Source organism: Flavobacteriales bacterium, from assembly GCA_016715895.1.
In the GTDB taxonomy this organism is placed as follows: Bacteria; Bacteroidota; Bacteroidia; order Flavobacteriales_F; family PHOS-HE28; genus PHOS-HE28.
The window spans coordinates 750,709-772,472 of sequence record JADJXH010000004.1; the positions used below are offsets into that span (position 1 = coordinate 750,709).

A 21,764-nucleotide genomic window follows, 5' to 3' on the forward strand; every position below is an offset into this window, starting at 1 on the left:
GTAGGTAGGTTGGAAAGGGGCGCCCCGGGAGGGGCGCCTCCTTTTTTCACAGCGGCCTGTAACTCGCGTGAGGTGCGCCCGTCCTACGAACGAGCGGCGGCCTCGGCCCCGCACCGAAAACGAGAAGACCATGCGCACCACGATCATCCACACCACCCTCCTGCTGGCCGCCTTTGCCGGCCTGTCCGCGACCGCCCAAGCCCAGGACGACAGCACGGCCACGCGCCGCAACACCCTGGAGCTGGGAGTGGACGCCAAACGCGGACCCTACGCCCAGGTGAAGGGCAAGGACGACACGGACACCGAGGACAAGCCGGACACGATCACCTTCCAGACCAAGCGGAAGATCATCACCATCCTGACGGAGAACAAGGCGATGGACACCACCGGCACGGCCGCCGCCGAGCGCCTGCGCGAGCTGCGCCGCGAGCGCCGTAACGCCTTCACCTACTGGACCGGGGTGGAGATCGGGCTCAACAACTTCATGAGCCCCGACGGCGGCTTCGACCTGCCGGAGAAGGCGCGTTTCATGCAGCTGGAGGATGCCAATTCGCGGTTCTTCGCCCTCAATGTGGCCGAGTACAAGGTGGAGTTCGGCAGCCATCACGCGGGGCTCTTCACCGGGCTGGGCCTGGAGTTCGTGAACTACCGGCTCAGCAACAATGTGCGGCTGGCCTACGACCGCGACTCGGTGTTCGCGCAGACCGTGGTGGAGCCCGACCTGCGCAAGAACAAGCTGCGCCAGATCGGCCTGCGCGTGCCGCTGATGTTCGAGTTCAACACCAAACGGTCGCCGCTGCCCACCGAGGAGGAGCTGCGCGGCGGCGCCTGGAAGAACAGCGGCTTCTCGCGGAAGAACAACTTCCACTTCGCCTTCGGGGTGGTGGGCAGCTGGTACTTCGACACCATGTACAAGGTGAAGTACCGGCAGGACGGCGAGATGGAGAAGGAGCGCAGCAAGGGCAGCTTCAACCTGCTGAACTACCGGCTGGCGGCGCGGGCCCAGGTGGGCTGGGGCGGCCTCAACCTCTTCGCCGAGTACGCGCTCACCCCGCTGTTCCAGGAAGGCAGGGGTCCGGAGCTGATCCCGGTGAACGCCGGCATCGCGCTGGTGGGCTTCAACTGACGGACGGAGGGCCCGCGGGCGCAACAAGGGGAAACGCCGAAGGGCACACCGGTCCGTGCGGGCCGTGCGGGCGATCGTCCCGCGCGGCCTGCGTATTTTCGCGGCCCACCGAACGAACCCGCGCAGCCATGGGCCGCATCTTCGAAAAACGCAAGCACAAGATCTTCGCCCGCAACGCGAAGCTCAGCAAGCTCTTCACCCGCATCGGCAAGGAGATCAGCATGGCCGTGAAGGCCGGCGGACCGAGCCCCGAGGCCAACATGCGCCTGCGCATGGCCATCCAGAACGCGCGCGGGGCCAACATGCCCAAGGACAACATCGAGCGCGCCATCAAGAAGGCGGCCGGTGGCGGCGAGGCCGACTACGTGGAGGTCACCTACGAGGGCTACGCGCCCGGTGGCGTGGCCGTGTTCGTGGACGCCAGCACCAACAACGTGAACCGCACGGTGGGCAACGTGCGCAGCTACTTCACCAAGTGCGACAGCAACCTGGGCACCAACGGCTCGCTGGCCCATGTGTTCGACCGCAAGGGGGAGTTCGTCATCGAGACCGCCGCGCTGAAGGGCCGCGATGCCGATGAGTTCGAGATGGAGCTGATCGATGCCGGCGCCGACGATGTGATGCGTGACGAGGAGGGCTTCGTGGTGCTCGTGCCCTTCCAGGGCTTCGGGGCCATGCAGCAGAAGCTGGACCAGCTGGGGGTGGAGAGCAAGAGCGCCGAACTGAAGCGGTATCCCCTGACCACCATCCCGGCCGACCTGACCACGGCGCGCAACGTGATGCGGCTGATCGACATGCTGGAGGAGGACGACGACGTCAACGCCGTCTTCCACAACATGGAGCTCACCGAGGAGGTGGAGGCCGAGCTGGCCCAGGGCTGATCGATCTAGCGCGGCCGGAAGCGGATGTGGTAGCGGGTGCCTTCGGCTCCGCTCTCCACGGTGAGCAGCCCGTTCATCTGTTCCACCAGGCTCTCGATCAGGCTCACCCCCAGGGTGGTGCCGTCGCTGCTGATCTTGTGCGGGGGGATGCCCACCCCGTCGTCCGCGTAGATGAGGTCGAAGGCCTGCTCATCCACGCGCTTCACCGTGAGGGTGATGCGCCCGGAGGGCCGGTCCTTGAAGGCGTGCTTGAAGGAGTTGGTGATGAGCTCGTTGAGCACCAGTCCCAGGGGTACCATGGTGGTGAGGTCGAAGGTGATGCCGGGGTCCACCTCCGCGCTGTAGCGGATGGTGTCGCGCACGTTGTTCAACTGCACCAGTTCGGCGAAGAGCTCCTGGATGTACAGGGCCAGGTCCAGGTGCACCAGTTCATCGCCGCGGTAGAGCTTCTCGTGGATGAGGGCCATGGAGGCCACGCGGCTCTGGCTCTGGTCGAACACATGCTGGAGCCGCTCATCGTCCACCGTGGCCCGCTGCAGGCGCAGCAGGCTGGCCACCACCTGCAGGTTGTTCTTCACCCGGTGGTGGATCTCCTTGATGAGCACGTTGATGCGGGCGTTGGCCTGCTGGAGCTTGGTCTTCTCCTCCTCGAGGGCCTTCTTCTGCTCGGCGTCCAGGTCGCGGGCGGCGCGCAGGTTCTCCTTCATCCGGCTGAGGGCCATGCCCAGCACGTCCCCGGCGCCGCGCACGGGCACGGGGGTGTCGTAGTTGCCCTTGCCGATGGCCTCGGCGCTGGCGCTCAGGGCGCGCACGTTCTCGATCATGCGGTTGAAGCTGCGGGCCATGTTGCCGAACTCGTCATTGCTGGTCACCGGCACCTTCACGCGGATATCGCCCTCGGCGAGGGCGCCGGCGGCGTGCGTCACCTCGCTCACGGTGCGGCGCATGCCGCGCAGGATCACCCAGGCCATGAAGATCACCGCGGAAAGCACGCCCACAAGGGCCACCAGCACGAGGAGCAGCCGCTGTTCGGCATCACGCCGGTTGGCGTCGGTGGATTCCACGATGCGGTCGATGGACCGGTCGGCCAGCCCATTGAGCAGGGCGAGGGTGCGGTCGCTGCTGAGGCGCCACTCGGCGGGGTCCACGTTGAGCCCCTCCAGGGCCCGCTTCTCCTGCACGGTGCCCATGATGGTGCGCACGAAGTTCACCTCAGGCCCCTGGAACTCCTGCTGGTAGGCCGCCAGCACCTCGCCGGGCGCGTCGCGTTCGAACAGGTAGAGGTTGGTGGCGTACCGGGCCATGGCATCGCTGAGCTCGCCCAGCTCGGCCACCGGCAGCCAGCCCCTGGTGAAGCCCTGGTCCAGCGTGGTGCGCACGCCGGCCAGGGCATCGATGGCGTTGAGCAGGCTGAGGTGCGAGTACAGGCGGTCCTTGGTCTCGGGGTCCAGGGCCAGCTTGGCCACCCGGCTCAGGTCGTTGAGCAGCGTGGCGCGCATGGCGCGGTAGGCCATGTCCACATCGCTGCTGCCGATGCGGCGCTCCTGGGCCCGCTGGCGCAGCAGGCCGAGGCCGGCGAGCACCGAGGCCCCCTCGATGTCCTGGCCCAGCACCAGCTCGGGGTCGTTGAGGGCATCGGCCGCGGCATTGGTGCGCACGTACTGCAGGGAGAGCCGGGCCTGGTTGTCCTGCACGCCGGAGAGGTAGGCCAGCGTGGCGGCGTTCTCCTCCTGGAGCTCATGCAGCAGTCCGCTCAGGCGGCCGATGTTCCGGGTCTGCAGGTTGATGTAGCGCAGCACATCGCGCCGCTTGAGGCTGCCGTCCACCTGCTTGCCGATCAGCAGCACCAACCCCACCATGGGGATGGCCAGGGTGATGAGCAGCTTGGTGCGCACCGGCAGGTCCGCGAAGCGCAGCGCCATGCCCGCAAAGTACGCGAAGGGCCGGGCCGGGCCACGGCACCGCCCGTTAACTTGGCCGCCCTTCGCAGCCCCGCCCCCGATGAACGACGCCTTCAAGACCCTCGCCGACCGCACCGAACAGGCCCTGCAAGGGGGTGGTGCCGACCGCATCGCCGCCCAGCACAAGAAGGGCAAGCTCACCGCCCGCGAGCGGGTGGACATGTTGCTGGACGAGGGCAGCTTCCAGGAGATCGGCCAACTGGTGACCCACCGCAGCACCAACTTCGGGCTGGACCGTCAGGTGTTCCTGGGCGATGGGGTGGTCACCGGTTACGGCACCATCGATGGCCGCCTGGTGTACGTGTTCAGCCAGGACTTCACCGTCCTGGGCGGCTCGCTGGCCGAGGCGCACGCCGAGAAGATCTGCCGCATCATGGACCTGGCCATGCAGAACGGGGCACCGGTCATCGGCCTCAACGACAGCGGGGGTGCGCGCATCCAGGAGGGGGTGGTGAGCCTCGGCGGCTACGCGGACATCTTCTACCGCAACGTGCGCAGCAGCGGGGTGGTGCCGCAGATCAGCGCCATCATGGGCCCCTGCGCCGGCGGTGCGGTGTACAGCCCGGCGCTCACCGACTTCGTGATGATGGTGGAGGGCACCAGCTACATGTTCGTCACCGGGCCCAACGTGGTGAAGACCGTGACGCATGAGACGGTGACCGCCGAGGAGCTGGGCGGCGCCGCCACGCACGCCAGCAAGAGCGGGGTGGCGCACTTCACCGCGTCCAACGAGCTGGAGGCGCTGCAGGCCCTGCGCCGCCTGGTGTCCTTCATCCCCGGCAATTGCGAGGAGGAACCGCCCGCGCTCCCCTACACCGCCGGCGACGAACGTCGGCCCGAGCTCGACACCATCATCCCCGCCAACCCCAACCAGCCGTACGACATCCGGCAGGTGATGAACGCGGTGATCGATCCCGACAGCAGCATGGAGGTGCACGCCGACTTCGCCCGCAACATGGTGATCGGCTTCGCCCGTGTGGAGGGCCGCACCGTGGGCTGTGTGGCCAACCAGCCGGCCGTGCTCGCCGGGGTGCTGGACATCGACGCCAGCATCAAGGCCGCGCGCTTCGTGCGCTTCTGCGACGCCTTCAACATCCCGCTGCTGGTCTTCGTGGACGTGCCCGGCTTCCTGCCCGGCACCGACCAGGAATGGCGTGGCATCATCGACCACGGCGCCAAGCTGCTGTACGCCTTCAGCGAGGCCACCGTGCCCCGCATCACCGTCATCACGCGCAAGGCCTACGGCGGCGCCTACGACGTGATGAACAGCAAGCACATCGGCTGCGACATGAACTACGCCTGGCCCAGTGCGGAGATCGCGGTGATGGGGGCCAAGGGCGCCGCCGAGATCATCTTCAAGAACGAGATCGCGAAGGCGGCCGATCCGCAGGCCAGGTGGCAGGAGAAGGAGGCCGAGTACAAGGAGCAGTTCGCCAATCCGTACGAGGCGGCCGCACGCGGCTACGTGGACGAGGTGATCCGCCCCAGCGAGACACGCATCAAGGTGATGCACGCCCTGCGGATGCTGCGCAACAAGGTGGACAAGCTGCCGCGCAAAAAGCACGGGAACATCCCGCTCTAGCCCGCCTTCAGATCACCCCCGCCAGCAAGCCCGCCGCGATGGCCAGCAGCAGCACCGCCACGGCGAGCTGCACCCCGCGGTAGGTGAGGGAGGGCAGCAGCTTGCGCCCCCACCACGCGCCGGCGAGGGGGGGGCGGCGATCGAACGGACATCGGCTGTTAAGATCGGCGGATCTCCATAGATCCCCTTGGTCAAATTCGGTGAGCCTTGCCTATTCCGTTGCTTTGGTACATTGTTGCGGATCGTCTATTCTTGACCTGCAATAAAGGCTTGATCATGAGAACATGGCCACTTATCCTGTTGATGGCACTCACCACTGTGTGCCATGCGCAGGATATCGCGGAGTCGAATGGCAAGGGGCTCAAGGGTTTCTTCGCACGGAACAAGGGTTTCCGACTAGGCCTCAGCCTCGGTCCACGATTCCTCCCAGGAGGTGGCGGCGATGTGGAGGTGCGGTACATCGACCAGTCACCAAGCCGGGATAGCTTGCGGCAAGTGATCAAAGTACCTACGGTCAAGACCGTGATGGCCTACCAGTTCTATGCGGAAGGCAAACTGAACCGGTTCTTCCTTCAATTGGGCGTCGAGGGCTTCTTCGGCAAGTTCAACACCCACGCACCGTTCGTGGGCATCGGCATCACGCCGTTCCGTTGGAAGAGCTGGGACGTCCGCGCCAGCGCGCGATTGACCTATGGCGGTGGCCGGCTTAAGCTCGGTGACGTCGAGAACAACTCGGTCTATTTCTTGATCGGCGACCAGCAGATCTACGACGACTATTTGCGGATGAACTACCGGGACCGGTATGTGGGTATCGTTCCTGCGATCGGCATCGACAAGTCGTTCGGCCGACATTGGGCGGTACACGCCAGTGCGAACCTGTTCATCACCGTCAGGCATGATACGCGAGTGGAGTTCTATGGCCATGACGGTGATGGTCGGAATACGGCTGCCAAGAAGAAGAACCCCTTCAGCTTAAGCGGTACCAGAGATAGCACCAGCGAAGTTGAGCTGGATGATGTCGACCTGGACTTCATCTTGGACGGTGAAGTGATCGATAAACTGCCTCAGTACTACACTGGGTTATCCCTCCTTGCCGGGGTGTGCTATATGTTCTGACGAACGGCGTGCCCTGGGCCTCTCAGTGCGGGAGGCACCCGCCACCTGGTGCTCGTCGCCACGGCCGGCTTTTGGGCCGGCCGCCCTCAGATCACCCCCGCCAGCAAGCCCGCCGCGATGCCCAGCAGCAGCACCGCCACGGCGAGCTGCACCCCGCGGTAGGTGAGGGAGGGCAGCAGCTTGCGCCCCCACCACGCGCCGGCGAAGGCGGCCAGCACGCACACCGCAAGCAGGCCCGCATGCATGCCCAGCGCCGCGATGTCCAGCGCCGTGAGGTACACCGGGATGCGCGCCAGGTCCACCAGCAGCCCGATGGCCGTGCCGGTGGCCACGTAGCCTTCCTTGCTGAGGCCGCCATGCACCAGGAACATGCTGCGCAGGGCGCCCTGGTGGCCGCTGAGCCCGCCGAAGAGGCCACTGACCAGCCCGCCCACGGTGCGCCAGCGCGCATCGAAGCGCAGGCTCTTGAGCGCAGGCGATAGCTCCAGCAGGGCGAAGAGCGCCATCAGCAGGGCGATGGTGACCTGCAGGGGCCCCACCGCGTGGCGGGTGCCATGGTACAGCGGTTCCAAGCCGCCAAGCCTACCCAGCATCCAGGCCCCCAGGAAGGCGCCGGCGATGGCCGGCAGACCGAAGGCCAGCAGGGTGGGCCGGTGCACATGGGTGCGCAACAGCGCGAACTTGAAGGCGTTGTTCAGCAGATGGACCACCGCGGTGAGGGCCACGGCCTGTGGCAGGGGCAGGAAGAGCGCGAAGGCCGGCAGCAGCATCGTGCCCAGGCCGAAGCCGCTCACGAAGGTGAGGAGCGAGGCCGCCAGGGCCACCAGGGGCAGCAGAAGCGTTGCGGACACCGGTCGAACTTACGGAGGACGGCGGGATGCGTTCGGGCGATCCGCTCCTTGGCATCGCATGGTCCACGGGCCGGTACGTGTACCCATCCCTCCCCGGCATCCGTGGGATACCTTCGAAGGCGCCATGCTCCCCTCCGCCACCACCGAGCCCCGCACCGTGTACGCGCTGGGGCAGCTGGCCCGTGCCGTGCAGCGGCAGATCGAGGCGGCGGCCGGAGGGCGCAGCTTCTGGGTGCGGGCCGAGGTGGCCGGCCTGAAGGTGAACCGGCACGCCTACCTGGAACTGGCCGAACACCGCGCCGGTGTCCGCGTGGCCGTGATGCGGGCCGTGATCTGGCAGGACGCGCTGGCACGCATCCGCGAAGGGCTGGGGGCCGAGGCCGACGCGATCCTGAAGGAAGGGGTGGAGATCCTCTTCGAGGCCCGCGCCACCTACCACCTGGTCTTCGGCCTCAGCCTGGTGATCGAGGCGGTGGACCCGGCCTTCAACCTGGGCGCGCTGGAGCGCCGCAAGCAGGAAACGCTGGCCACCCTCCGGAAGGAGGGCCTGCTGGACCTGAACCGCACCGTGCCGGTGCCGCGCGTGATGCAGCGCATCGCCCTGGTGACCTCGGTGGGCTCTGCGGCCCATGCCGACTTCACCCGCCACCTGACCGGGAACGAGCATGGCTTCCGTTTCCACGTGCAGGTGTTCGCCTCGGCCGTGCAGGGCGACAACGCGGCCTACGAGCTGGGCCGTGCCGTGGCGCGCATCGACCCCGCGCGCTTCGATGCGGTGGTGCTGGTGCGCGGCGGCGGCAGCAAGCTGGACCTGGAGGCCTACAACGACCTGGTCCTGGCGCGGGCCGTGGCGCGCCTGCCCGTGCCGGTGCTCACCGGCATCGGGCACGACGTGGACACCACCGTGCTGGACCACCTGGCCGGGCGCGCCTTCAAGACCCCCACCGATGTGGCCGACCATCTGGTGGACCACGCGCATGCGTTCGAGCGGGTCCTGCTGGAGCGGATGACCAGCCTGCGGCATCATGTGCAGAGCTCCTTCGCGGAACATCGAACGCTGCTGTTCGCCCGACAGGGCCAGCTGGCCCATGCGGCCGGCGCACGGGTCATGCGCGAGCGGCGCCGGGTGGACAGTGCCACCCAGGACCTGCGCATCGCCCCCCTGCGCCGCCTGCGGCAGGTGGAACGCCCGCGCCTGGAGGAGGCCCAGGCCACCGTCGTCCGCTCGGCCCAGCAGGGTCTGCACCTGCTGGCCACGCACCTGCGCGGCATGGAGGACGCCATCGGCCTGCTGCGTCCGGAGAAGCTCCTGGAACGCGGCTTCAGCATCACCCGCCTGCACGGCGCCGCGGTGAACGATGCCAGCGCCCTGCGGCCCGGCGACGAGGTGGTGACGACCTTTGCGCACGGACACACCCGGAGCACCATCACCTCCGTGGAACACGATGGCTGACAAGCGGCTCACCTACGACACGGCGTACGCCGAATTGGAGCGCATCATGCAGGACCTGCAGGAGGACCGCATCGGGGTGGACGAGCTCACCGCCAAGGTGAAGCGCGCCGTGGAGCTGGTGGCCTTCTGCAACACGCTGCTGCGGGCCACCGAGGAGGAGGTGGAGCGCATCGTGAAGAAGCTCGGCGACGGCTGAGGGGCCTTCTACCTTCGCCGCATGTCCGTCGCGTTCACTCCCCGGGAAGAGGACACCGAACTGGCCACGGTCCGATGCACGGCCGCCGACCGGGTGGAGGTGCATTTCAAGCCCGGACACACGTTCACGGTGGCCGGCATCCAGGAGATGATGCAGGCGCGCCAACGGCTCGGAGAGGCCAGCGGCCCGCACAAGGCGCTCATCTTGCTGCCCGATCATGTGGATTTCGACATGGACATGATCAGCACCGACCACTTCCGGCAGGTGCCGCAGCCACATACGTTGGCGGTGGCCTGGGTGGCGCGGAACGAGCGCAACGCCACGTTCACCCGGATGTACCTGGCCTACTTCCCGCCACCCTTTCCATCGGAGGTGTTCCTGACGGAGGACGAGGGACGGGCCTGGCTGGGCTGGTGATCGAAGGCGTGCCGCCCACAGCGCCCTGTTGATCTTCCCCGGGTCCGTGCCCGCGCTGCAGCCAAGGCTCGCTGGACCTTCGCCGCGCTTCCATGACCGACCGCTCCACCGTTCTGCTGCTCGACCGCCTGAAGGCCCTGGCCGCCCGCAAAGCCCGCTTCGCCTACGATGTGCGCGGCCACAGCTACGTCACCACCGGTGTGGTGGCGCCCTACGCCCCCGAGAGCGGCCGCGAGGAGGGCACCGACCTTGCGGCCGTGCTGCGCCATGCCCTGGAGCACGACGGCGTGGTGACCGGAGTGCGCGGTGCGGACGGGCGCGTGCGCTTCACCAGCTGCCGGCTCTTCACCGACGTGCACAACGCAGTGGTCTTCGCCCGTGGACAGCGCCAACCGGCGGTGTACAACTGGAACCGGGAGGAGGAGGTGAGGGTGGAGGGGGTGGTGCAGGCGCACACCTGACCCACCAAGCCATCCGCTCGGTTCACACATCCACCCTCCCGATCCGCACGAAATCAGGGGCGCTTCGCCCCGATCCGCCTAGGTTGCTGGACCATCGAACGCCCATGCGCACGCTTCTTCCCGCGTTAGTGATCCTGTTCGCCGCCTGTGCTGGCACGCCAAGGGCCGAGACCACCGCCCCGCCCGACCGCGGCCCGCTGGGGCGCGACAACATGGCCTATCGCTTGGGTGGCGTGGTGCTGGAGGGCACGGCCAACGATACGGAGCACAACAAGCCGCGCCCGCCGGTGAACAGCCGCATGGTGGCCCTGCCGATGATCGCGCAGTTCGACGCCTGGAGCCGGTACGACAGCGTGGCCGAGCCCGTGCACCTGAAGGCCGACCGCCGACCGGCCGCGGAGCGCACGGTGACCAACAAGGAGAAGGCCATCAGCTACGCGGTGTGCCGCACCCTCTGCGTGGTGTATCCGGCGGACAGCGCCCTCTTCCTGGGGCGTTTGAAGGAGTTCGGCTACGACCCCGACGACCGCAGCCTGGACCCCGCCACGCCACAGGGCATCGGCAACCTGGCCGCCCGCAGCGTGATCGAGGCCCGCAAGGACGACGGCAGCAACATGTTCGGCACCGATGCCCGTGCCGACACCATCTACGGCGACTACACGCACTACACCCCGGTGAACCCGCCGGACAAGATGAACGACATCAACCGCTGGCAGCCCAAGTATTTCTCCCTGGAAGGCAAGCGCTGGGCACCGGGTTGCCTGTCGCCCCACTGGGGTCATGTCCGTCCCTTCGCGCTGGACAGCGCCGGCCAGTTCCGGCCGCCCGCCCCGCCGGTGATGGGCGACAGCCTGCTGGAGGCCCAGGTGCGCGAGGTGGTGGCCCTGCAGGCCGCGCTCACCAACGAGCAGAAGGCGCTCGTGGAGTTCATGCGCGACGGCCCCCGCAGTGTGCAGCAGGCGGGCCACTGGCTCATCTTCGCCCGCGATGTCAGCATCCGCGACCAGCACGACCTGGACCAGGACGTGAAGATGTACTTCGTGGTGGCCACCACGGCGATGGATTGCTTCATCGCCTGCTGGGACGCCAAGATGTTCTACGACAACAGCCGGCCGTATCAACAGGTGCACGCCTTGTTGGGCGACGAGGACATCGTGGGCTGGGGCGGTCCGCACAAGGGCATGGTGAAGATGAAGGGCCGCGACTGGCGCCCCTATTCCCCGGATTACTTCCTGTGCCCGCCCTTCCCGGCCTATCCCAGCGGCCACAGCACGGTGAGCGGTGGTTGCAGCAAGGCGCTGGAGCTGTTCACCGGCAGCGACCGCTACGGGGTGCAGGTGCGCCTGCTACCCGGCTGGCTCACCGAACCGGGCATCACCCAGGACAGCATCACCCTGGACTTCCCCACCTTCAGCAGCACCGCCGAGCAGGCCGGTTTCAGTCGCGTGCTGGGCGGCTACCACATCCAATTCGACAACGTGGAGGGCTTGGAGCTGGGCCGCCGCGTGGCCGAGGTGGCCTACGCGAAGTGCAAGGCCCACATCGAGGGCCGCGCCAAGCCTGAGGTCTGATCGGTAGCCTCAGCGGTCCAGCCAGGCGAGGTACTTGTCCTCCAGGGCGCGCATGGCGGCCTTCTGCGCCTTGGTGCGGTCGGTGTGGCCCAGCAGGTGCAGCAGGCCGTGCACCATCACGCGGTGCAGTTCGTGCCGGGCGCTTACCCCGAACGCCGCAGCGTTCTCACGGATGCGGTCGGTGCTGAGGAGCACATCGCCGCTGGCCCCGTTGCTGCTCTCCACCGGGAAGGTGATGACGTCCGTGTAGTCGTCGTGCTGAAGGTAGGTGCGGTTGTAAGCCAGCAGGGCTTTGTCGCCCATGGCCACGAAGCAGACCCGGTCGATGCGGCTGCCATGGTCGGCGGCCACGCGCTGCAACCAGTGGCGCAGACGCGTGCGGTCGCGGAAGGGGTCGGGGACGTCCTGGACGAGGAAGGTGACCGGGGGGGCCATCACTCCTTCACCGCGGCGGTGCTGAAGGCCATGGCCACCGTGGCGCCGTTGTCGCTGAAGGCGATCTCGTCCGCCAGCGCGCGCATCAGGAAAACGCCGCGTCCGTGGGGCTTCTCGATGTTCTCCGGGTCGGTGGGGTCGGGCAGGTGGTCGTGGTCGAAGCCCGCGCCCTGGTCCTTCACCACGAAGACCACGCGGTCGCCGTCCACGTGGTAGCCCACGGTGACCTGCCTGGCGGGGTCCTGCCGGTTGCCGTGGTGGATGGCGTTGTTCACCGCCTCGGTGAGGGCGATGAGGATGTTGCCATAGTGCGACTCGTGGACATTGAGCCGCCCGCACACATCATCGATCATCTTCTCCACCAGGGCGATGTTCTCCGCCCGGCTGGGGAAGTCGATCCGCTCGGTGAACTGCACATCCTCGGTCAGCGCCGTCATCGCGTGGTTCAGGGTGTGTCAAAAGTACCGAAATAGTCGTTCACGCGGTCGCGGTAGTACGGCTTGAGGCCGGCGGGCACGGTGCGGAGCAGCTCCGCTTCGCGGGCCTTGCGCTGCTGGTAGTCGAAGAAGCGCGCGGGATCCTCGGCGGGACGGTCGCGGCCTTCGTTGCTGGTGCGCTTCTGGTCGAGCTCCCGTTCGCGCTCGGCCTTCTCGGCCTCCAGCAGGCGGGTCATGATGTCCTGCTGGCGGCGCAGGGTCTCGGGGGTGATGTTCTTGTTGACGATGTCCTTCTCCTGTCGCTCCATCTGTTCGGCGAGCTTGTTGAGGCCGTTGCCGGCGCCGCTGCCGTCCTTGTTGAGCTCCTGGGCCATGCGCTGCATCTCCTTGCGGATGGCGGCCTGCTGGGCGGCGAGCTGGGCGAGCTGCTGGCTCATGCCGGGCATCTTGCCGCCGGGGTTCTGCTGACCGGGTTTCTCACCCTTCTTCTTCCCCTCCTCCATGGCCTTGCGCATGGCGTCCAGCTGTTTCTGCATGGCCTCCTGCTGGGCCTTCATCTTGGCCATGCTGGGCTTCTTGCCTTGGCCGCTGCCGGTGCCGCCGGGTTTGTTGCACTGGCCGTTGCCGGGCATCTGGCTCTGCATCTGCTGCTGCATCTGCTGGAGGGCCTCGTCCAGCAGCAGGGCCAGGTTGTTCAGGGCGGTCATGGCGCGCTGCTGGTCGTCGGCGGCCATCGGCTTGTGGCGCTCGTTGGCGCGGGCCTCGCCCACATGCTCCAGGGCCTGGTCCATGTGGCCGTTCACCGCGTTCATCTCCCGGTTCACGGTGCCCTGGATCTGGGGCACGCGCTTGCTGAGGGCGAAGAGGCTGTCCTCGATCACCTTGGCGCTGCCGCGCAGTTCGCGCTGCTCGCGGCCCAGTTCCAGGAAGCGCGGGTCGCGTACGCCGGTGGCCTTCAACCCGTCCATCACCCGCTCCTGGTCGAAGCTCAGCTCCACGATGTTCTCCAGCAGCTGACGCAGCGCGTCCATGTCCTCCTCCTGTTGCTGCTGCTGGCCGCTCTGCATGCCGCTCTTCATCTGGAAGGCCATCTGCTTCATCTGGTCGGCGGCGTTCTGCTGGCTCTGGCCGGCCTTCTGGTTCTGCTTCTTTTCCAGCTGCTCGCTGCTCTGCTGCTGCTGTTGCTGGATCTGCTCCTCGGAGGGTGCGGTGTCCGGCAGGTCCAGCGGTTTCTCCAGTTCCTGGTTCTTCTTCTCCAGTTCATCCACCTGCTCGCGGATGTCCTCGAAGGCCTTGTTGAGCGAGTCCTGCCGCTGCTGAAGTTCGTCCTGGGGCTGGTCGCCGGCCTTGGTGTCCTCGGCCAGCTTCTCCTGCTCGTCCGCCAGCTTCTCCAGCTGCTCGGCGATGTCCTCGGCGCGTTGCTCCACCTCCATCTGCTTGAAGAGCTCCAGGCTGCGGTCGAGCTCCTTCTCGATGTCCTCCTGGCTCATCTTCATCTCGTCCATCTTGTCCAGCAGCTTCTCCTTGTCCAGCTTGTCGAGCATCTCCTGCATCTGGCGGTAGAGCTCCTTCATCTCCTCGCTCAGCACGTCCTCGAAGAGCTCCTGCAGGCGCTGTTGCTTCTCCAGCACGCGCTCGTCCACCTGCCGGAACTCCTGCTGCTGCTGTTGCTGCTGGCGCAGTTGTTCGGTGGAGCGTTCGATGTTGCGCTCCAACTGCTTCTGCCGGTCGAGCAGTTTCTGCATGCGCTGCTGGTCCTGCCAGTCGGGTTGCTTCTTGTCGAGCAGGTCGCGGCGCATGCGCTCCAGTTCGCGCTGCAGGTCCTGGGCCTCCTTGATGCCCTGCTTGAGGTCCTGGGCGATGGCCTCGCTCTGTTCGGCGCGCTGCTGGGCCAGGGCCTCCAGGGTGGGCGCTTCGAAGACCAGCGTGGCGCTGCGGGTGCGCTTGGCGCCGTTCACCCCGTCGTTGTCCCACACCTCGAACCAGTACTCCACCTTGTCGCCGGGCTGCAGGGGCAGGTCGATCAGGTCCCAGGCGTGCAGGAACTCCTGCCTCACCTGGCGGCGGTCCACGGAGAGGTCCTGCACCCCTTCACGCCGGTCGGCGGGCACGCTGTCGCCGCCGGTGATGAAGCGGTAGGCGAACTGCAGGCGGGTGAAGCCGTGGTCGTCGCCGATGGTGCCGCGGAAGTAGCGGCGCTTGAGGGCGGCGCTGTCCACGCGCTCCTCCACGGCGATGGTGGGGTGCAGGTCGGGCACCACCTCGATGCGGTGGTCGGGGGCGTTGGCGGGGCCGCGCTCGCCGTGGCGCGGGAGCATGCGGTAGGTGAGGGGCTGCAGCACGCGGCGGCTGGCGGCGAAGCGGTCGTCACCGGTGGGGCTCAGGCGGTAGGTGCTGTCGGCGAAGGCCATGTCGAGCTGCTGGGCGCTGCGCGTGCCGATGCTCCAGGTGAGGCGGCTGCCGGCCGGCACGGTGGCATCGCCGGCGGTGCGCAGTGCCTCCCTGGGCAGACCCAGGTAGGCCGGCGGCTCCACGGTGAGCACCACGTCAAGCACAGCGGGATCGGGGACCACCGTGAGCATGAAGTCGTCGCTGGTGAAGCCTTCGGCGGTGAGCTGGAACGGCGTGTCGCTGCCCACGTTGCGGAACCGGTGGCGGAAGCGGCCCACACCGTCCTTCACCAGCGGGATGGCGCGGCCGTCGACCAGCACGTCCACCTGCTGGGGCAGCACGGCGCCCTCCACGGCCACCTCCAGTTCGAAGTCCTGCTGCTCGGGCACCTCGAGGGCGGGGTTGCGCACCACGAAGCGGAACGGCGCTTCGGGGGCGAAGGTGCTGCCGTGGCGGATGAGGCGTTGTGTGGGCCCGGTGATGAAGGAGGGGGCGGCCACGAGGAGCAGCAGCAGCACCATCAACGGGGGCAGGGCGAAGCGGAGATAGCGCGTGTTGCGGCGCAGGTCGATGGCGTTGGCGAAGGGGATGGGCCCCAGTTCGCGGCTGCGCTGGGCGATGCTGGCCTCGATGAGGTCGCGGTGGCGGGGGTCATGCGCGGCCTGGTCCTTCAGCTGCAGGGTGTTCAGCAGCTTGTCCTTCACCTCGCCGAAGTGGGCGCCGATGATGCGGGCGGCCTCGGCGTGGCTGATCACCGGTCCCAGGCGGAAGAGCTTCACCAGGGGCCAGGCGACGAAGCGCGCCAGCACGGCCGTGGCGGCCAGCAGGTAGCCGTAGAAGAGGACGGTGCGCACCCCGGTGCCGAAGCGGCCCACGTATTCCAGACCGGCGGCCAGCAGATAGGCCAGCACCAGCAGGCCCACGCTGTACAAGGCCCCGCGCAGCAGTTGGTCCTTGTAGTACTTGCGCGTGAACGCGTCGAGCTTGGCGATCAGCAGGTCGTGGTCGGAGGCCATCGGCAGTGGCGCAGGAGCGCCATGGTGTAAAGGTAGGGGAGTGGGCAGGGGGCGCGGACCGCCATCGGTACACCGCAGGGTGTTAAAAGGATCGAAGGCGGGGCGGACCGGTATATCATGACTGGATCCTAGCCCCACTGTGGCCCAAGATCAAGCTAGGTTCAGGTCCGAAATTCCCCGATGTGAGAGACTGTTCAGTAAAGTGTGTCAGGCCGGATTGCGAACTTCAACACCTGACCCATGGAGGACAAGACGGACAAGTTCGATTACGAAGCCTTCGAGAAGGAGGCCATGAAGCAATTGCTACTGGGCAAGCCCTTGAGCGGCAGCGATGGGGTGCTGACCCCGCTGGTGAAGCGACTGATGGAGGCCTCGCTACGGGGCGAGCTGAGCGCTCACCTGGCCGAGGAGCCGCCTGGAGGTAACCGGCGCAACGGACATGGGCGCAAGCGGGTGAAGACCGCCCACGGAGAGGTGGAGATCGCCACGCCGCGCGACCGTGAGGGAACCTTCGACCCGGTGCTGCTGCCCAAGCGCGAGCGCGTGCTGAACGCCGAGCTGGACATGAAGATCATCAAGCTCTACGGGCTTGGGATGAGCCAGCGCGACATAAGCGACCATGTGCGGGACCTGTACGGCATCGAGGTGAGCGAGGCCACGATCAGCGCGGTGACCGACCAGGTGATCGCCGATGTACAGACCTGGCGGCAGCGGCCCTTGGAGGCGCGCTACGCGATCGTGTGGCTCGATGCCATCCACTTCAAGGTGAAGCAGGAAGGGCGCGTGGTGAACAAGGCCGTATACACCGCCTTGGGCGTTGGCCCCGATGGCCACAAGGACCTGCTGGGCCTGTACGTGGGGCAGAGCGAAGGGGCCAAGTTCTGGCTGGGCGTGCTGGGCGACCTGCGCCAACGCGGCGTGGAGGACATGCTGATCGCATGCATCGACAACCTGAGCGGCTTCTCCGACGCGATCTCCTTGGTGTACCCACAGAGCGATATCCAGCTCTGCATCGTGCACCAGGTGCGCAATACCCTGAAGTACATCAGCTACAAGCACTACAAGGAGGTGGTCAAGGACATGCGGGCCATCTACCGGGCCCCTGGTGAGCAGCAAGCGCTGCATGCCCTGGAGGTCTTCAGCGACAAATGGGGGGAACGCTACCCGCAGGCGGTGAGCTCCTGGCACACCAACTGGCCGCTGCTGGCCAGCCAGTACCGCTACAGCGAGCGCATCCGGCGGCTCATCTACACCACCAATCCCATCGAGGGCTTCCACGCTCAGCTGCGCAAGTACACCAAGACCAAGCGCGTCTTCGACAACGACATGGCCCTGCTCAAGCTGCTCTATCTGGCCCAGCAGCGCATCGTGGAGAAAATGGCCGCCAAGCCCATCTTCGCTTGGAGGGAGATAGCCGCCGAGCTACGCCTGCTCTTCGGCCCACGCTTCGATCCACAGGCGATCAACACCGATCAACAGGTTCTGAGTCTCCCCCGGACCCCCTCGTTCAAAACCCAACAACATCAACATCATCAGCAATAACGATGATGACACACTTTATCTAACAGACCCCGATGTGATGAAGTGCAGCCCCTCCTCGCTCCTCTTACTTGTGTTCGCCGCATTGGCGTGCCCGGCGCATGCACAACGGTTGCTCCCCTACGGTCAGGACATGGTGGGCACCTTGGGCATTAGCGACATGGTCATCCATAACGGACGGCTTGTCGTGGGTGGGGGATTCAGCAGTTTCCTTGGGAATGTCCGTAACAACCTACAGGGTTGGGATGGTCAGAACCACCACAATTATGTTGGTGCGTTCACCGGCCCATCCCAGCATGTGCGTGCACTGCAGATCTTCAACGGTGAGCTTGTGGCGGCCGGGAACGATGCCAGCCTAGGCCATGTGGCGCGATGGGATGGTGCGACCTGGCAGTCGCTCGGCGGCGGGCTCAACAGTACGGTCGTGGCCTTATGTCAGCATGGAGGCGACCTAGTAGCAGCCACCAGTGGGCACCAGGTGTATCGCTTGGTGGGCGGCACCTGGCAGACTCTGGGTCAGGCCTTCGATGCGGATGTGAGCGCACTGGCGTCCCATGGCGGTGAACTCTACGCGGCGGGTGGCTTCGTACAGGATGCGAACAGCATCCCTTTCCGGCGACTGGTACGTTGGGATGGGTCCGCTTGGCAGGAAGTGGGTGGTGGGCTCAACGGCGCGGCGCGCGGTCTGCTTTCCACCAATGCAGGACTGGTGGTGGCCGGCGGATTCACGAGCGACATGGCTGGAACGCTCGTTCTGCCCTTGTGGACCATCTGGGACGGCGTTTCATTCAGTGAGCCGACCGTCTCGTTGCCCGGTGCTACTCTTTTGAACGCGGTCTGCGCGCATCCCGCAGAGGGATTTCTATTGGCCGGTATTCAGGAAGCGTTCTGGGTGCGGGATCAACAGGCCTTTCGGATCCGCTTCAGCAACCTGCGGGCGGCGCTGGCTTTTGGTGGACGGAACCTGCTCGGCGGATTGGAAGGCCGGTCGTACGCCACATCGCGCTTGGTGGCCGAGTTGGCGGAGGGGGTGGACGAAGCCTATTTAGATGTGAATGAAGTGAAGGCCATGATCACCCCGTCAACCAATTTCTTCAACCGCGATGGGGCGCCTCAGTACGAAGTTCCCCAAGGGAGCGGGACCCACGCCGTGTTTTCTTCGTCGCCGTGGATTTGCGGGCGGGAACAAGGGATATTCCAGGTGGCGGCACCTAGGTTCGATGCTGTGGTCGCACCCCAGGCCGGACCGTATGCTACGGTGATGGACGAGTCATTCTTGGCGAAGTACCATCAAGTGTGGAAGGTGGATATACAGATGATCATGGACCACTTCCAGCACTGGAACGATCCCGGCTACATCATTCCGCATGCCATCGCCACTTGGCCAGGCAATGGCGAAGTGGGGAATGGGGAACCGGCACAACTGGCGCCGTTTGCCGACCTGGATGCCGATGGTATCTACGAACCACAGAACGGCGAACATCCCGCATTCCCTGGTACACAAGCGGTGTACAGTATACTGCATGCGGAGCAGGCGATCAACAACATTCATCCGCTTATCCCAGTGGATCTGCATGTGATGCATTATGCCTATGATGCACCGAACGACCCCGTGCTCAGCAACAGCACCATGGCCTCGGTGACCTTCGTGAACCGCGGTGCAACCGACTACGAAGATGTCCGCATGGGGGTGTTTACCGACTTCGACCTCGGCCACTTTGAGGATGATCATGTGGGGTGCGACTCGTTGCGGAGCATCGCATATGTCTACAACGGGGATGCGCTCGATGAGAGCAGCGTGAGCGGACCGGGCTACGGTACGGACCCGCCCGCCCAAGGGGTCGTGTTGTTGAACGCCTCGCTCAGCGCGCATCGGGCGTTGACAAACTCCGCGCTCTTGCCTGCTCCCACAATGGAGGACATGTTCTACGGGCTGGACATCGGGCAGCCGTTCACGCAGTTGGGCTACCCCAGCCATTTGGAGTACCCTGGAGGGTCGTGGACCGAAGCCAGTGCAGGCAACCCGCCTGGTGATCGACGGAGCGTGGCTACCATTGGGCCTTTCACCCTGGATGCCGGGGAGGGAGTGTGCCTGGACCTGGCATATGTGCATGCGCGGGCAAGTGGAGGAGGCCCGTCCGCCAGCGTGGACAGTCTCCTGGTGCGTGCCGAGGCGGTGCGCACCTGGTACGCCGGCACCCTGGGCTGTGCGGCCTCGCAGGGCGGCGGACAGTCCGTGGTTGGGCCTGAAGCGGCTCAGGTCGTCATATACCCCAATCCGGCGGAGGACTGGGTGACCCTGGAGTTCGACCGATCAGTTGCCGGAAGCATGGTGCAGCTGCTCGATCTCACGGGCCGCGTGCTTCTGCATGAGCAGATGCAGGGTGCACGACACGAGCTCTCCACGCGTGACCTCGCAGCGGGCACCTACCACGTGCGCATGGTCGGCCCGGGCCGAATTGTCTCCGCCACACTGCTGGTGGCCCACTGACGCCTAAGCGGACCGTTCACCGCAGCACCACGCGCTGCACGGCGCGCACCCCGGCCGCATCGCTCACCTCCAGCAGGTAGCTGCCCGCCGGGGTGCCGCGCAGGTCCAGGTCGACCGCCTCGCCGGGTGCAAGCTCCACCGGCAGTTGGCGCGTCGTGCGGCCGCCCAGGTCGAGCAGGCGCAGGAGGCCGCGCCCGCGGCTCAATCCTGTGGTCAACAGGGTGAAGCGGCCATCGCTGGGCACGGGGAAGACCCGCAGGCGCGCACCATCGGCCACCTCCGCAACGCCCACGGTGACCAGCTCGTACGTGGCCTCCAGGGTGCAGCCGTCCACGGTGGTCGCCGTCACGGTGTAGAGCCCATCACCCTGGCTGAACACGAAGGCACCGTCCGCATTGGGGAGTACCGTGCCGTTGTAGGTCCAGGCGTAGGTGCTGAAGCCGTTGTCCGTGAAGAGCACACCGGCGTCGTAGGTGATGGCGATCACCGGGCAGACCACGAGGGTGTCGCTGGTGCCGCCGCATCCGAAGCCGTTCACGCCCGTGGCCCAGTAGCTGCCGGCGCCCAGCGCCTGGATGCACAGACCCGATCCCGGCAGCGTGTCGCCGTCCAGGTACCACACCACGCTCACGAGGGTGGTGTCCGTGAGGCAGAGCGTCTGGGTGAGCTCGCTGTAGCTCAGCGTCATGTCCGGAACGCCATACACCACCACCACATCGGTGTCGTGGAACACCTGCTGCACGCTTTCGGTGACCACCAGGCTGCCCACCGTGCCGCCGGCGATGCTGAAGGGATAGGTGCCAGCGCCGTTCAGCGGCAGGTTGTAGGTGCCCAGCGCATCGTCCTGGCTCACCGGGTCCTCGTCGAAGAAGGCGATGGAGTATGGGCCGTCGTTCAGCGGCAGGCCGAGACCGGTCCAGGTGGCGTTGTCGGTGTCGTCCTGGGTGCTGCCGGTCACGGACTGGCCGTTGCCGTCGGTGAGCACGAAGTACAGGTCGGGGCTGCCCGTGCAGCCCACCAAGGGCAGGTCGGGCTCCTCCACATCACCGCACCAGTTCTCGTTCACGCTCACCAGCGTCGCCGCGTCCAGGGTGTAGCCGCCGATGGTGGTGGCGAGGGTGGTGGTGTAGGTGCCGGGCTGGTCGTAGGTCACCGGTGGCGGCGTGGGGCCCGTCGCGGTCTGGCCACCGCCGAAGTCCCAGCTGTGCGTGGTGGGGTCCGGGCTGCCGTCGATCAGCGCGGTGTAGGCCACCGTGACGGGCGCGCAGCCGGTGCTGGGGGTGAAGCTGAAGCCGGTGTTGCCCCCCGTGCCGTGCAGCACGTTCAGCAGCACCGCGAAGCTCTCGGGCACGCTCACCTGGATGCCGTTCAACGACACCTGCGCCAGGATGTCGATGGTGATGGCGTAGGTGCCTGCGCCGAGCGCGGTGCCGCAGATGCGCGCGCAGCCGAACTGGGCCTGTTGCGGGTAGTACACCCCGAGCGGATCGCTGGTCTCGATGGCCAGGCCGAAGGGCACGCCGGTGATGCCGGTGATGGTCATCTGCTCGAAGTCCACCGTGAAGCCGGTGCCGGGGTCGGTGAAGGAGGGCGGCAGCCAGAAGGTGAGGTCGGCCTGGTAGGGCACCCCGGCCGTGGCGTCGGGCGGCTGCAGCGGGCACAGCGTGGGATAGGCGGGGCTCACCGTGCAGCTGCTGTCGGGCGCACAGCCGGGGCATTGCCCGCGGGCGATGGTGGCGAGGAACAGCAGGAGCGCGGGGGCGATGAGGCGCAGCATGGGGTGCGGGTGGTCGCCCAAGATATCCGGATCGGGCTCAACGGCTCCGTGAACCGACCGGGC

Annotated in this window: 16 protein-coding genes and 1 pseudogene; 11 read left to right on the forward strand and 6 right to left on the reverse strand. The window is 66.5% G+C overall.

The window, feature by feature from the left end; all coding sequences use genetic code 11:
• The first annotated feature begins 130 nt into the window (after positions 1–130).
• Positions 131–1,126 (forward strand): hypothetical protein, encoded by a 996-nt coding sequence (locus IPM49_11810; GenBank protein MBK9275207.1) that lies wholly within the window; start codon positions 131–133, stop codon positions 1,124–1,126.
• A gap of 128 nt (positions 1,127–1,254) precedes the next feature.
• On the forward strand, positions 1,255–2,007 hold the full coding sequence (locus IPM49_11815) for a YebC/PmpR family DNA-binding transcriptional regulator (GenBank protein MBK9275208.1): 753 nt from the start codon (positions 1,255–1,257) through the stop codon (positions 2,005–2,007).
• A 5-nt stretch (positions 2,008–2,012) separates the two neighbouring features.
• Here IPM49_11815 and IPM49_11820 read toward each other — a convergent pair whose 3' ends face one another.
• Positions 2,013–3,929 carry a HAMP domain-containing protein gene (locus tag IPM49_11820; protein ID MBK9275209.1) on the reverse strand — a complete coding sequence of 639 codons (1,917 nt, stop codon included), beginning with the start codon at positions 3,927–3,929 and terminating at the stop codon, positions 2,013–2,015.
• A gap of 79 nt (positions 3,930–4,008) precedes the next feature.
• On the opposite strand from IPM49_11820, the gene IPM49_11825 reads away from it, so the two are divergent.
• The gene (locus IPM49_11825) at positions 4,009–5,550 is read left to right on the forward strand and encodes an acyl-CoA carboxylase subunit beta (protein MBK9275210.1); all 1,542 of its coding nucleotides are present in this window, start codon (positions 4,009–4,011) and stop codon (positions 5,548–5,550) included.
• Between the two features lie 303 nt (positions 5,551–5,853).
• Positions 5,854–6,666 (forward strand): hypothetical protein, encoded by an 813-nt coding sequence (locus IPM49_11830; GenBank protein ID MBK9275211.1) that lies wholly within the window; start codon positions 5,854–5,856, stop codon positions 6,664–6,666.
• 86 nt (positions 6,667–6,752) lie between these two features.
• On the opposite strand, the gene IPM49_11835 is transcribed toward IPM49_11830, so the two are convergent.
• Entirely contained in the window at positions 6,753–7,502 is a 750-nt protein-coding gene (locus tag IPM49_11835; GenBank protein MBK9275212.1) for a sulfite exporter TauE/SafE family protein, read from the reverse strand.
• Positions 7,503–7,641: 139 nt separating this feature from the next.
• Here IPM49_11835 and xseA point away from each other — a divergent pair, with 139 nt between their 5' ends.
• The 5 genes from xseA (at position 7,642) to IPM49_11860 (ending at position 11,615) form a co-directional block, all read left to right on the forward strand.
• The gene (gene xseA / locus IPM49_11840) at positions 7,642–8,970 is read left to right on the forward strand and encodes an exodeoxyribonuclease VII large subunit (protein MBK9275213.1); all 1,329 of its coding nucleotides are present in this window, start codon (positions 7,642–7,644) and stop codon (positions 8,968–8,970) included.
• Positions 8,963–9,166: an exodeoxyribonuclease VII small subunit gene (xseB, locus tag IPM49_11845; protein MBK9275214.1), complete on the forward strand. Its 204-nt coding sequence runs from the start codon at positions 8,963–8,965 to the stop codon at positions 9,164–9,166. The genes xseA and xseB overlap by 8 nt, the downstream gene beginning before the upstream one ends.
• A gap of 21 nt (positions 9,167–9,187) precedes the next feature.
• Entirely contained in the window at positions 9,188–9,583 is a 396-nt protein-coding gene (locus IPM49_11850; protein ID MBK9275215.1) for a hypothetical protein, read from the forward strand.
• 92 nt (positions 9,584–9,675) lie between these two features.
• The gene (locus tag IPM49_11855) at positions 9,676–10,044 is read left to right on the forward strand and encodes a hypothetical protein (GenBank protein MBK9275216.1); all 369 of its coding nucleotides are present in this window, start codon (positions 9,676–9,678) and stop codon (positions 10,042–10,044) included.
• 104 nt (positions 10,045–10,148) lie between these two features.
• Positions 10,149–11,615 (forward strand): vanadium-dependent haloperoxidase, encoded by a 1,467-nt coding sequence (locus tag IPM49_11860; GenBank protein MBK9275217.1) that lies wholly within the window; start codon positions 10,149–10,151, stop codon positions 11,613–11,615.
• Between the two features lie 9 nt (positions 11,616–11,624).
• On the opposite strand, the gene ybeY is transcribed toward IPM49_11860, so the two are convergent.
• The 3 genes from ybeY to IPM49_11875 are packed head-to-tail and all read right to left on the reverse strand — an operon-like array spanning position 11,625 to position 15,894.
• The gene (gene ybeY / locus IPM49_11865; protein MBK9275218.1) at positions 11,625–12,050 is read right to left on the reverse strand and encodes an rRNA maturation RNase YbeY; all 426 of its coding nucleotides are present in this window, start codon (positions 12,048–12,050) and stop codon (positions 11,625–11,627) included.
• Positions 12,050–12,487, reverse strand: a complete 438-nt coding sequence (locus IPM49_11870) for an ATP-binding protein (protein MBK9275219.1) — start codon at positions 12,485–12,487, stop codon at positions 12,050–12,052. The genes ybeY and IPM49_11870 overlap by 1 nt, the downstream gene beginning before the upstream one ends.
• An 8-nt stretch (positions 12,488–12,495) precedes the next feature.
• The gene (locus IPM49_11875; GenBank protein ID MBK9275220.1) at positions 12,496–15,894 is read right to left on the reverse strand and encodes a DUF4175 domain-containing protein; all 3,399 of its coding nucleotides are present in this window, start codon (positions 15,892–15,894) and stop codon (positions 12,496–12,498) included.
• Between the two features lie 240 nt (positions 15,895–16,134).
• Between IPM49_11875 and IPM49_11880 the strand changes: the two are divergent.
• Positions 16,135–17,358 (forward strand): annotated as a pseudogene (locus IPM49_11880) (IS256 family transposase).
• A 235-nt stretch (positions 17,359–17,593) separates the two neighbouring features.
• Positions 17,594–19,924 (forward strand): T9SS type A sorting domain-containing protein, encoded by a 2,331-nt coding sequence (locus tag IPM49_11885; GenBank protein MBK9275221.1) that lies wholly within the window; start codon positions 17,594–17,596, stop codon positions 19,922–19,924.
• A 16-nt stretch (positions 19,925–19,940) separates the two neighbouring features.
• On the opposite strand, the gene IPM49_11890 is transcribed toward IPM49_11885, so the two are convergent.
• Positions 19,941–21,701, reverse strand: coding sequence for a hypothetical protein (locus IPM49_11890; GenBank protein ID MBK9275222.1), 1,761 nt, complete (start codon positions 21,699–21,701; stop codon positions 19,941–19,943).
• Between the last annotated feature and the right edge of the window lie 63 nt (positions 21,702–21,764).